We start from the raw sequence: 12,598 nt of genomic DNA on the forward strand, positions 1-12,598 counted from the left end.
AGATAGACAAAATGAGACAATAACGCAGAACGCAATCTGCACCAGTGTCCCAAAACAGCCAGAATCAGACACTCACGCAGAAAAAGTAGTACAAATCAAAGTTTGACAAACACAAATCCATTCGCTATAGTCTTCACTTATCACCATTTCGACGAGTAAAGGAGTGCACATGTATCATACAAATATGATGACAAATTGTTGTTGTAACGTATGCTGTTGCGCATTTCTTAATCGAAATGATGTTTGCAAACACTAAGTATGCATCATCTAGCCTGTGTTAAAAGCATTTACGTTAAAACACAGCAAATTACGATTCAAGAAACAGCGCGCTGTTTCTTTTTTTATGCCAAAATTCGAATATAAAATCTTAAAAAGATAACAATCTAATACGGATTAAATATTAAACAGATAAATGGCATATCTAGAAACAACTAATAAAACGGTAGTCGCTTTACTAATAAAAATTGTTTTTAAAAATTAAAAACAAATCAAATTAAACAAAACAAAAAAACAAGTAAAACAAACAAACAAGTAAGGGGAAATATTATGTCTAACATCTACAAGTCCGTGCAAGAACTCGTAGGCCACACTCCACTTCTGGAGCTTACTCACATTGAAAAAGAGTACAATCTAGCAGCAAAAATACTTGTAAAACTCGAATACTTCAACCCAGCAGGCTCCGTAAAAGACCGCATTGCAAAGCAGATGATCGAAGAAGCAGAAAACGCAGGCACGCTTAAACCAGGCTCAGTAATCGTTGAGCCAACCTCTGGAAATACTGGCATTGGTCTTTCAATGATTGCTCAAACAAAAGGATACAAAAGCATTATAGTTATGCCAGAAAGCATGTCTATTGAACGCCGAAAACTTATGAAAGCATACGGCTCCAAACTCGTGCTCACCCCTGCTGCAGAAGGAATGAAAGGCGCAATCGCCAAAGCAAAGGAAATCGTTGAAAACACGCCAAACGCGTGGACTCCAGGACAGTTTACTAATCAAGCAAACGTGCACGCGCACTACAACACAACCGGTCCAGAAATTTGGCAAGACACTGACGGAAACGTGGATATTCTCATTGCTGGCGTTGGAACAGGCGGCACAATCACTGGTACTGGCACTTATTTAAAGGAACAAAATCCGCATCTGGAAGTAATCGCAGTAGAACCAGCAGACTCCCCTGTGCTCGCAGGCGGCAAGCCAGGAGCACACAAGATTCAAGGAATCGGCGCAGGATTCGTGCCGGATGTACTCAACCAAAACATTTACGATCGTATTGTTCATGTAACCAATGAAGACGCAATCGAAAACGGCAAACTTATAAGCAAAAAAGAAGGTGTGCTCGTAGGTATTTCTTCCGGAGCAGCAGTTTGGACAGCAATTCAAGAAGCAAAAAGAGAAGAAAACTCTGGCAAAACCATTGTTGCAATACTTCCAGATTCCGGAGATCGCTACTTGTCAACGCCTTTGTTTGCAGAATAATGCTATGCAATAATGATAATAATAAATGATGTTTTGAAAGTGCGTTTTTAGTAGATTTACAAGCGCACTTTCTAACACTCGAATAAAACAAGCAAGAGAATAATAGGAGAAATGTATGAGTGATCGCCTTGACCTTATAAATCAACTCAACTCAATTCACGATTCAGACATAAGGCAAGCTACATTCATACCTAATTACCGAAATATTATTGCACTCATACATGCGACTCAGTCTCTACTTTTGCCTGAGTTGCATGTGCGCAATTTAAGCAACGATACTACGCAACTCAATACTAGTTTGAATACTGTTACTTCAAACGCTTTGGACACTATAGAACGCATCATATTCCACGAACTTCAATCCTACACAAGCAACGCAGCTGAAATTCGAGAAACTTGCAATCAATTTATAAATACTCTTCCTACAATTAAAAAGTTACTTTTAACAGATATTAAAGCCATGTATGAAGGCGATCCTGCTTGCACAAGCAAAGTAGAAGTCACACTTGCATACCCTGGTTTTTATGCAATGCTTATTCACCGCACAGCTCACGCACTCTACGAACTTAACGTACCGCTAATTCCTAGACTTATGAGCGAATATGCACACAGAAAAACTGGAATTGACATTCATCCAGGAGCAAAAATTGGCGCATATTTTTGCATTGATCACGGAACTGGCATTGTAATCGGCGAGCATGTTAAGCTTTACCAAGGCGTAACGCTGGGTGCAAAAAGTTTCGCGCTAGACGAGGATGGGAATCCTGTAAAAGGCGGAAAGCGGCATCCAAATATTGGAAATAATGTTGTAATTTACGCAAACGCAACAATCTTAGGCGGAGAAACCACAATAGGAAGCGGAAGTATAATCGCAGCAAATGCTTGGATAAACCGCAGCATTCCTGCAAACACAACCTACCACTTCCCTAAAGCCTAATACACTATAATGCTCTGTCTTTTATAAAACCGCAGCACTCGATTTCTGATAACTCAATAAAACCAGCAGATTTATAAAAAGCAATAGTTTTTTCAGTACAATCCGTGGTTAATTGAATTTGACGAACATTAGGATAACAATCCACAATCGCCTTTAACAAAGCAGACCCTATCCCCTGCCTTTGATACTCTGGCAAAACAAGAATATCCTGAATAAGAACAACCGTATATCCGTCACCAACAGCTCTAACAATTCCAACTAGCTCGTCATTTTTATACGCAGCTAAAACCTTGAGTGAATTGTTAAAGCCATTTTCTAAAGCAACTAAATCATCTGTATACGAAGACCAACCAACAGAATCATATAGTCTTAAAATATCTTCGCCATTATATTTTTCGTACTCTTTTATTTGAACATCTGCTAGATTCATTTACAATAACACCTCGCAAAACATAGCAAAAGTGCGCGATCTAAAACGTAAGAACGTAAGAACGCGCACTAATAATAATACTTAATAACAGATGCAACCGCTACAACAGCTACAACAGCTACTTTTTAAGTTGCACTGGTTCGTGGTCTTTGCCCATCTTAAACTTAAGACCTGCACGCTGCCACATGCGATATTCGCCAACTGCCGTAAAGAGAACATCTGTTGAAGAGTTAAGCGCAGTTTCGCACGAATCTTGAATCACGCCAATAATAAGACCAATAGCAACTACTTGCATAGCAATATCGTTTGAAATACCAAACGACGAGCACGCAAGAGGTATAAGCAAAAGCGAGCCACCAGCCACTCCAGATGCGCCTGCAGCGCTAACTGCAGAGAGCGCAGACAAAATCACAGCTGTTGGAATATCAACGTAAATACCGAGCGTGTGAGCAGCACACAAAGCCATAATCGAAATCGTTATAGCAGCACCACTCATGTTAATTGTTGATCCAAGTGGTATAGAAACCGAGTAATTGTCTTTATTAAAACCGAGCTTTTCACACAAATTCATGTTTACAGGAATATTTGCAGCAGAAGAACGCATAAAGAACGCTGTAACTCCAGAATCGCGCAATGTTCTCAATACAAGAGGATACGGATTCTTTCCAGTAAGCACAAAAACCAAAATAGGATTTACAATCAAAGCAACAACAGCCATAGTGCCTACTAACAAGGCAATAACGGAACCGTATTCACTAAAAATACGAAGACCATTGCTTGCCACTGTTGTATAAACAAGACCCATAATGCCAAAAGGTGCTGCGTTAATAATCCAGTGAACAATTTTTCCAATAGCAGACGAAACGTTGTCAAAGAATGCTTTAGTAGAAGGCTCAGCCAAGCGAAGTGCTACACCAAACGCGATTGCCCAGAATAAAATACCAATAAAGTTTCCCTTAGCAAGAGCATCTACAGGGTTTACAACAATATTTAGCACAAGAGAATTAAGAACTTCGCCGATTCCTTGAGGAGACGGCGAAGACGCTGCTGCAACATGAGCAAAAGTGAAATCAACAGGGAAAATCATGGCTGCACATACAGCTATAAGGCTTGCAATAAACGTAGAAAGTGCATACAACACGATTACAAGCTTCATGTTTCCAACACTTTTTGCTTTTGCAAGCGCACCAATCACAAGGCAAAATACCAAGATAGGCGCAACGGATTTAAGTGCGCTCACAAACAGCTTTCCCATAAGATCTAGCACATAAACGTGAGCTGGCACAAAAATGCCAAGTGCAGCGCCTAGAAAAAGACCAATAACAATACGCAGAATAAGGTCAATGTTATTCCACTTTTGAATAATCTTGTGCATGAGAGTCTCCTGTAATTTGGTTTGTGCAGAATATTTTATACTCTTTTATTTGTATTCATACTCGCAAGATTTTTATTTTTTATTTTTTACAGATTATACATAAGTGTGCATATATATGCAAATCATCTAATCTGCGTAGCTCGTATTTGGCAACTGCGGCAAAACAACAAGCAATCCTGCTGTGAAAATCAGCGCAAGTATAGGCAAAAGCTGCCATTGGAACGTAGACGAGAATGCAAATCCAATCCAAGATCCAGTAGTAGCACCAATCGCAAACGCGAGACGCGCCCAACCAGAAAACTTAGCGAGCGCACTTCCTTTAAACAGAATCTGACGCGCAACAATAATCGGCTCTACTAGTAGCATTCCGCCAATCGCTTCAAGTAAGAATGCAAAGCACATCATTGGCAAAATATTAATAAACATAAAGCAATAAGCAGCTAAGCTCACAACAATTCCCAAAATCGCAACTTTTCTTAAACCAAGTTTTTGAGAAGAGTGCGCATATAAAACGGACGCAAGTACGCTTCCTACGCCAGTGAAAATATACAGCATTGTTAAAGATTGAGAGCCATATTGCTTACCGATACCGAGAAGAATATAAGAAACAGAGCATGCAGGAATAAAAGCAACCAAAAGAGATCCAGCAAGAAGCATGATTTTACTCTTGAGCGATGGATTCGCAGATTGCTTAGCTGCAGATTTATTGGATGTGGATTTGGAATCAACGTCATTTTCTTGCGATACTTGCGATACTTCTCCTTCTTCACTAATCGCTTGCGATTCATTCTCTACATCTTGCGACACTTCCTCTACTTCGTTAGACGCTTGCGCAATGTCTTGTTTCATAATAAATCGCGTAGCGCAAGCCGCAAAAGAAGTCACGGACGAGAAAACCAAAACCGCAGGAATCGACCAGCTTGCAATCCAAGATCCAAGCGGAGAGCCGAGTAAGGTTCCTGTAACACTCGCCAAAACGCTCACAATGCCACTGTAGTTGACAATCATGCCGTCATCGCCGCCGGCAGCATCAACCTCGAAAACTTCGCTAGCAATATCAATCACTTGACCAGTAATCAACAATGCGCAAGAAAGAGCCACAAGCGACCACTTCCACGCAGGAGAACCAAACATAAGAAGCGGTAGTAAACTGAGCACGCCTTCTACGCCTTCAGTCATAGCAAGAGCACGAAAACCGCCAAGCTTATCAACAATCCAACCAGAGCATGGCGAAAGAAAATCGGCAACCGTCATAAAAGTCTTACGAAAACCAATCACCCAAGCCGGCAAGCCCACAATAATAATCGAAGGCAAAACCGATCCTTCATACGCCTGATTGCCAAGCATAGAAAAACAGAAACCAACCAAAGCCCAGCGCAATGCCGGACTAATAGATCTCATACGAATAAAAATATTATTCTTGCTAAAAATTGACCTCACAGCAACCAACTCTCCTCTAAAACTCTTGCAAAATAATGCAAACTCACATGAATACTTACATGCAAACTTACATAACTACTCTCAAATTGCTACCAAACTTAAATAATTCACTACAAACTACACAAATCCAATAGCTTATTTGACAAATTTAATAACACCATACTCTTGTTTAAAAAAAAAGCAAAATTTGCATCTAAAACCGTGAGAAACTATCCTAAAACTACTACGAGTTTCTCCAGTAGCAATCACAAATAATAGACTTGATAATACTCAGTTTCACCTTGTCTAGTAAGCGTCCAAGACAATTGTAAACAGAGAGTTGTTAATTTTTTTGTTTGCTAATTTTTTGTTCAATAATTTTATCGGTAAATGCCTTTAAAAATTCTCTAGAATTACTCCAGCCTACACCATTGTTTAATCCCGAGAAATCAAAACCAGATATTTCATCTAACGCTTTACTACAAACCCATTCATACATTCCAGCCTCTTTGCTTTTATATATTATTAGGAACAATGGTTTCATTGCTTTTTTACCCAACGACACAACACTCTTGTATTGTTTAGAATATATTACATCGTTATACCATCCTGTCAGCCGATAGTGTTTATTTTTAACCCCCTTTTCACCAATCTCGTCGCATAGATTTTGTAACTGTTTAGCCACATATGTGAGAACCTTTTCATCTATGTTTTTTATGAGCAAAGTTTCATCAACACCATTTTTACTTACCTCTTTCCAGTCAACATCTTCATTATTTTCTGAGTGCTTTTCATTCCTTGCAGACTTTTGATTTTCTGTTTTTACTTCTCTATTATTATCACTAAAATTATTCTGACTCTTACAACCTGAGATAAGTGATATAAGACAAACTACCATAGTCAAAAAAGTATAATGCTTGATATGCTTCATTTTATGCCTCCTCTACAACTTAATCTTTACCTAATTGCGGCTACGATTCTCATGCTCAATCTTCGCTCGATGCTTCACCATCATCTGTCCAATATTTATTCATCTCGGAGTACAAATCATCCTTGAGTTTAATAAAACTGACGGGATGTAAATTATGGACAAAGAATGCAGATATGCAGCCTATAGAATGATTGTAGCTAAAAATCATCCAATAATCCACAAGATTTTATTTCCATACATAAACAGATGTGTGGCAAAATGAGTGCACTTTTTATCAATAGAAGCGAGCAATCGTTAAAAGGTTTAATTGCCATTTATAACTTTCTCAATATCTCTTTTCCCATAAAGCACACGAGAAACCACAACTTCATACTTTTCTTCAAAAACAAAATAAAAAATAAGAAAATTATCACACGACACGAACCCTATGCCCTATGCAAGGACGCAAAAACCTTATCCGCAGGCTTCACATCACCAGATAAAACCGACTTATAACCCTTTTCCAACTCATCATTCAACTCACCTTGAGTCATAGAACTCACATCACGCGGCTCTCTATAACCCAATTTCACATCAAAAGGAAGCCCCTGCTGTAAAACAACCTGCTTATAAAACATGGTAATAGCACTCGAAGGAAGAAGACCCAAAGAATTCAATATATGCTCCGCCTGCTCTTTTAACTCCGGATCAATACGAGTATACAAGTTAGCTGTTTTCGCCATATAATAACCCCTTATTTCTTACAATGATTATACAACATTGCATTGGCATTGCAATGTCACTGCATTTACATCAGCATTAGCAAATTGCACTCATCCGTAATATTAAAAGCCAAATCGCATTCAAAAACCGTAAGAAAACAGCCAATAAACTTAAAACATAACAAAATCAAAGCACAAAACTTACATAAAAATACTACTCATTTTGATATTCAAGCAAAGCATCAGTATCAATCGTTTTAATCTCAAACGTTTTTCTTGTTGAAACACAAAAATTATGCTTAATCATAAGATTTGCAAGCTTCACACCATCAACCAAATAATATGATGATTGTAAGAATAATCTTTATCTTTCTGCGAAAACCTAGATGTTGTAACAAAAAGACCATGTCCTTACTTGTTCAGTTAGCCGAAAACCACGCTTGATTAACACCATTCTTCTTTTTCGATGCCTTATAATTCGGCACATATCCAACCCTCACCCCATGGATATGTTTTCACGATATGATAATCAATGCCGTATTTATCCAGTTCTTTAAGTCCTGTCTGACAATGACCGCTAGATTTTAATCGGACATGATTATCCCAACTTTCTAAGTAAGATAAATTAACGTAAAATGAGTGAAAAATAGTCTGTCTATGACAGTAGGCATCCACTTGACTATATAAATTTAAGGAGGTTAGTTATGAAGAAATCTGTATATCAAGCTATACGATTATTCCTTTTTTCATTATTACTCCCTCTTTTAGGACTTATTATCAATTCTCTTAAATCACTCGATTGGGAAATTGTTTATGACTCACCCTTTTTACTCATTGTTATAGCTCATGCACTTGGTTTAACAAAAATTCTTCTTTACTCGATTGTTGTCAATCAAAAAACACTCGAAAACTTAGGAGTTTGTAAAACCATCGCTATCGCGCTTATCGCCCCTGCTATTGATTTATTGATATTACAAGAGTCTCCTCGGCAATTGGGTAGTAGCTGGACTTGCACGTACATTACATTTTTTATTACTCTTGAATGTATCCCAACTATAATTCCAATCATTGTTAAAGAGTTTTTACGAAGAAGAAACAAAAAGCACAAAGCCTAAAAAATGCACCCACCTAATCTGCCCTTGACATCAATACTATAGTCTCGACGCTTGTGATTGCCTATTTATCGCTTGACAACGTATACCGTTCGTATCATAATCGTCTTAAAAGGAGCTAATACTATGACAACAAGTCCTACTCAAATTCGTATTGATAGTAATGTCAAAACAGAAGCAAATGAACTGTTTAGCAAACTCGGCATCGATATGTCAAGTGCCGTAAACATCTTCTTACGCCAATGCGTTTTGCATGGAGGACTTCCTTTTAAAGTAGAAATCCCAAAGTTTAATACCGAAACATTAGCGGCCATGCAAGAAGCCAAAAGAATTTCCAGAGAGCCTAACGTACCATCGTATTCCTCTATGGAAGACCTTAAGAAAGCGTTGTTGCAAGACTGATGTACAACGTTAAGTTCACGAATGCCATATCAATCAACCTCCATACACATACCATAAAATACTGTATCGCATATTGCAACACAATTTTACATGAATGGGATTTTTTAACTGTCATACACGATTTTTATGTTCGCATTACTGCATCAGATAGTACGATCAAGCGCCGTGACGGTAGGAAGCCCCGCTTATTTTCTCGTTTGAGTTTGAACATAAAAATAGCAGATAAAGGGAAGGAAATGAATTTACACCAAAGTGAGGGCTTAATCGCTAACAGCATGCTCGCAATATAAAAATTGCAAATAACGTTCTCATCGCATAACTTTTTCGCAATTTGTTATCTAAGTCGCAGTAGCTGGGATAGCACAGAAGAATTACGTCAAGCTATTCATACTTATATTGATTTTTACAACAACCACAGAAATAAAATGGGGCTTAAAAGACAATTATGGAACATCGTGCTATGGTTGCGCAAAATGTCTAAAAATTGTCCTAAGCCCCTTTTGTTTTCAATGTCAAGTAATACTAAATGTTGAGCTTTTTTAGCTTAACTACAGCAAGTTTTCCTTGGTATTTCAACGAAAACTCGGGTTTTTAGACACACTTTTTTGCCGCTTACCCTCAAAAATAGTTCCTTCATTAGGCAACGACATCGTTGTCATCAAAGCAAGCATAAACATAAGCGGACCGAGCGCATTTCCATACGTTTTGAACATCACACCAAAATCATGGCCGAATACCACCATCGACAAGTAAAGGAACATAAAATTCACAGCTGTAAACATAACCAACTTCAGCACGAACATAAGAACCTTGTACATGAGAATATCCTCCTCACTCACTACACGGAGTCGAACACCAAATAGGTTTAATACTCATTCTATCCAATAATTTTTTGCCATACAATTGTTGTTGTTATTTTTGATAACACATAAAATGTATAAGGTGTTCTAAGTTTTACTTGTAACAAATAGAAATAGGGTTATGCTATCCCTTTCACGGGGATTCTTGCAGCAAAAACTAGGACTTTTTTGGACTTCTATTGTAATTACTTTTATAGTTACTTTTGCATAAACCACCCTGGGTGCATAGATAAACACCAAATTCTCAGCTGCAAGTCTTTTTCGATTATAGTCGATAAATTTATCATTTTTACATTTGTTTCTATTATAAACGAAACAAATTAAAAATTCACCTTTTAGTGTGCTGCTTGATAACGAAAATAATATCGGTAAGCACAATACCAACAACTACGCTCACCCATGCCAAACTCGGTGTAAGAAGCCAAGCGAGAACACCGAAAATCAGCAGTCGAAGCAGTACAACAATAACTAAGAAAGGCCAACTTTTTGTTAGACATTTCTGTTTATCAGCCTTCAATGCACCCATCAGAACCATAACCGCAGCCGCCGCGCAAGAAAATAGCATATTGCCCAAGAATATGACGAGTAGCGTTCGCCAGCCAGCGATAGTACCAAGCATCCACCATTGCAGCATCAATGCAAGCAAAAATGTAACAACAGCATATACTGCTTCCATCAGCATATTCGCAACGATTAACGAGGAAAATGTTAGAGACGTACTTCTAGGAGTGTCTGTTTTACCTTCGCTCGCATGCTGTAATGCAATCTTGTTTCTCGCCTCGGCGTGCTTTACGCGCTCTTCTTCAAGCATTTGAACGCCAAGCTCAACAGATTTCTTTGAAGCTTCCTGTAATTGCGCATCCGTCATACCTGGCTGCCAAGGCTTTTCAAAAACAAACAGCAACACACTAGTAATCGCTGCACCAATAATAATGCTTAGCAGCGTAGTATTGGAAACAAGCAATAAAGCAATACCAGAAGTCACCAGAAGCCTGAGCACAAAATCGATGATTCCGATAAGCAAATCACCAGACCCGTCATCTGGTCTACGATGCCTATCCCACTGCAGATACGCTGTACTTAGCAGCGAAAACAACACAACACTCAACGCGAGTATGACCACAGTTTCCCAACCTAGTACGCGGTGCCCTACGAACTGCTGCACAAGCAACGCAATAATAAGAGCGCAAACGCCAGCAACAGTTTCTGTAATCACATGACCCCAAAAAGCATGCTTAAAAAGCACTGGCCTTACCTTCGTCTCACTCATCATCTTCTCCTATATATTAATCCAATACCTTCTTGTCGTAACATTTCCTCTTGATAAGCTATTTTTCACTTTGTTTTCTAAAATTCCACCATTATTTTCTATAACTCGTATCGAGCCAATATTGTCATCATCGCATGTAATCAAAACCTTATGCAGATTCAAAGTCTCTTTACAATATGTAAGTGCCATAGAAAGCATTTTTGTCCCATAGCCCTTCATACATTCAGATTGCCTAACTTCGTATCCTATGTGACCACCATAGTTAATTAAAAAAGAATTTAATTCATGCCTAATATTAATTTCACCAATAAATTTTTCATTATCTATCAACCAAAATGTAGTAGCTTTAACATAATTTTCAGGTAAATTTATACCATGCTCATAGTTATAAGAACTCTCTATAATTGTCTCAGGGTGTATAAAACGTCTTTCTGCATTCGGCCTAAAAATTTCATCTTCTTCATTTGCTTCTATATAACCTTGAATATATTTACTATCTGGTCTAATTAATTTCATAAGTTCCCCTTATTCTTAATATGTGATTCTAATAAAATTAGAATCCATACCAGGCTGTTTAGCTTTAATAGTATTACTATTAAAAAGAAAAACCACACATACAAGCCTTATTAAAGAAAAATTTTTTTATTTTTCCAATAAGTGCAGGCTTTTTGAATACACTTACAACCTCTTAACTAATCACAGTTCATCACACCTATAAGTGAAATTTAATGATAAAATCGATAATTTATAAGTTATAACTGATAAAATAGCAAAATCGCATCTAGCATCGCACTAACCAAGCTTAAAGCCGCCGCACGCTAAACTTTTTAACGATAAGAAAATATTGCAAAAAGGTTTAAGATTGGCTTAATAGCTTGATTTTGAATCCGAAGATACAACAATGTGGAGTCATAATCTGAATAGTGATTAAACTTTTGCTTTCATATGCTTGCGTATGCTTGCAAGCATTTTGTAAAATAAGGTCAGAAAGGACGCGAACACAATGACAAACACGAACGCTGTATATGCAAGAATCGATACAAATCTTAAGGAAAACGCTGAAAACATTTTGAACCAGCTTGGCATAACACCGTCTTCTGCGATTCAAATGCTTTATAGTCAAATTGTTTTACAAAAAGGCATGCCGTTTGAACTCCGCTTGCCAGTTAATACGCCTACTGCTTTAGGCAGCTTAACAAGAGCCGAGTTGGATAAAGAATTACAAAAAGGCATCGACTCTATTTCGACTGGCAAACAATATAGTGCAGATGAAGTAGACCAATTCTTCACTAAGGAATACGGCGTATGAGCACAACCTATAGCGTCATTTATTCTCCGCAAGCGTTCCTTGATCTCACTGAACTATACGAATACATTCGCTTTAATTTACAAGTTCCAAAAACTGCGAAAAAACAAGTCAACCGCATTAAGCATGCTATACGTTCTCTTGAGACTATGCCTATGCGATATACACTTGTTAATTGGGAGCCGTGGTGTTCTAAAGGAATACGCAGAGTTTCAATCGATAACTACACTGTTTTCTACCAAGTAGACGAAAACCAAATGACTGTAACAGTTATTCGCATATTCTACTCAGGCAGAAATATAGAAAGTATTGTTAACGACACAAACAACTAATGCGCGATTTGGGCTAGAAAAGTACCGGTAGTATATCTACACTT

15 protein-coding genes are annotated in these 12,598 nt (G+C 38.0%); 7 read left to right on the forward strand and 8 right to left on the reverse strand.

Annotation, left to right across the window (positions count from 1 at the left end; genetic code table 11):
* Positions 1-546: 546 nt before the first annotated feature.
* Complete coding sequence (gene cysK / locus HXT52_RS03690; RefSeq protein WP_410313283.1) at positions 547-1,479, forward strand: cysteine synthase A; 933 nt, start codon at positions 547-549, stop codon at positions 1,477-1,479.
* Positions 1,480-1,594: 115 nt separating this feature from the next.
* Entirely contained in the window at positions 1,595-2,416 is an 822-nt protein-coding gene (locus HXT52_RS03695; protein ID WP_421775739.1) for a serine O-acetyltransferase, read from the forward strand.
* A 4-nt stretch (positions 2,417-2,420) separates the two neighbouring features.
* Here HXT52_RS03695 and HXT52_RS03700 read toward each other — a convergent pair whose 3' ends face one another.
* From HXT52_RS03700 to HXT52_RS03720, 5 genes are all read right to left on the reverse strand, one after another.
* Positions 2,421-2,846, reverse strand: a complete 426-nt coding sequence (locus tag HXT52_RS03700) for a GNAT family N-acetyltransferase (protein WP_421775740.1) — start codon at positions 2,844-2,846, stop codon at positions 2,421-2,423.
* Between the two features lie 118 nt (positions 2,847-2,964).
* Entirely contained in the window at positions 2,965-4,221 is a 1,257-nt protein-coding gene (gene sstT / locus HXT52_RS03705; protein WP_410314688.1) for a serine/threonine transporter SstT, read from the reverse strand.
* A gap of 126 nt (positions 4,222-4,347) precedes the next feature.
* Positions 4,348-5,661 (reverse strand): MFS transporter, encoded by a 1,314-nt coding sequence (locus HXT52_RS03710; RefSeq protein WP_421775741.1) that lies wholly within the window; start codon positions 5,659-5,661, stop codon positions 4,348-4,350.
* 322 nt (positions 5,662-5,983) lie between these two features.
* Complete coding sequence (locus HXT52_RS03715; RefSeq protein WP_421775742.1) at positions 5,984-6,571, reverse strand: hypothetical protein; 588 nt, start codon at positions 6,569-6,571, stop codon at positions 5,984-5,986.
* Positions 6,572-6,996: 425 nt separating this feature from the next.
* Positions 6,997-7,293 carry a type II toxin-antitoxin system RelB/DinJ family antitoxin gene (locus HXT52_RS03720; RefSeq protein WP_421775743.1) on the reverse strand — a complete coding sequence of 99 codons (297 nt, stop codon included), beginning with the start codon at positions 7,291-7,293 and terminating at the stop codon, positions 6,997-6,999.
* A gap of 683 nt (positions 7,294-7,976) precedes the next feature.
* On the opposite strand from HXT52_RS03720, the gene HXT52_RS03725 reads away from it, so the two are divergent.
* The 3 genes from HXT52_RS03725 (at position 7,977) to HXT52_RS03735 (ending at position 9,319) form a co-directional block, all read left to right on the forward strand.
* Positions 7,977-8,387 carry a hypothetical protein gene (locus HXT52_RS03725; RefSeq protein WP_004136366.1) on the forward strand — a complete coding sequence of 137 codons (411 nt, stop codon included), beginning with the start codon at positions 7,977-7,979 and terminating at the stop codon, positions 8,385-8,387.
* Positions 8,388-8,510: 123 nt separating this feature from the next.
* Positions 8,511-8,786, forward strand: coding sequence for a type II toxin-antitoxin system RelB/DinJ family antitoxin (locus HXT52_RS03730; RefSeq protein ID WP_119486770.1), 276 nt, complete (start codon positions 8,511-8,513; stop codon positions 8,784-8,786).
* Between the two features lie 293 nt (positions 8,787-9,079).
* Positions 9,080-9,319, forward strand: a complete 240-nt coding sequence (locus HXT52_RS03735) for an IS3 family transposase (protein ID WP_421775744.1) — start codon at positions 9,080-9,082, stop codon at positions 9,317-9,319.
* A 39-nt stretch (positions 9,320-9,358) separates the two neighbouring features.
* Here HXT52_RS03735 and HXT52_RS03740 read toward each other — a convergent pair whose 3' ends face one another.
* From HXT52_RS03740 to HXT52_RS03750, 3 genes are all read right to left on the reverse strand, one after another.
* Complete coding sequence (locus HXT52_RS03740; protein WP_421775745.1) at positions 9,359-9,604, reverse strand: hypothetical protein; 246 nt, start codon at positions 9,602-9,604, stop codon at positions 9,359-9,361.
* A gap of 370 nt (positions 9,605-9,974) precedes the next feature.
* Positions 9,975-10,916, reverse strand: a complete 942-nt coding sequence (locus tag HXT52_RS03745) for a hypothetical protein (RefSeq protein WP_421775746.1) — start codon at positions 10,914-10,916, stop codon at positions 9,975-9,977.
* 9 nt (positions 10,917-10,925) lie between these two features.
* Entirely contained in the window at positions 10,926-11,432 is a 507-nt protein-coding gene (locus HXT52_RS03750; RefSeq protein WP_016637465.1) for a GNAT family N-acetyltransferase, read from the reverse strand.
* Between the two features lie 487 nt (positions 11,433-11,919).
* On the opposite strand from HXT52_RS03750, the gene HXT52_RS03755 reads away from it, so the two are divergent.
* Positions 11,920-12,225 (forward strand): type II toxin-antitoxin system RelB/DinJ family antitoxin, encoded by a 306-nt coding sequence (locus HXT52_RS03755; protein ID WP_419388680.1) that lies wholly within the window; start codon positions 11,920-11,922, stop codon positions 12,223-12,225.
* Positions 12,222-12,554, forward strand: a complete 333-nt coding sequence (locus HXT52_RS03760; protein WP_421775747.1) for a type II toxin-antitoxin system RelE/ParE family toxin — start codon at positions 12,222-12,224, stop codon at positions 12,552-12,554. The genes HXT52_RS03755 and HXT52_RS03760 overlap by 4 nt, the downstream gene beginning before the upstream one ends.
* The last annotated feature ends 44 nt before the right edge of the window (positions 12,555-12,598 follow it).

Source organism: Gardnerella sp. KA00288 (assembly GCF_049244085.1).
Lineage (GTDB): Bacteria > Actinomycetota > Actinomycetes > Actinomycetales > Bifidobacteriaceae > Bifidobacterium > Bifidobacterium greenwoodii.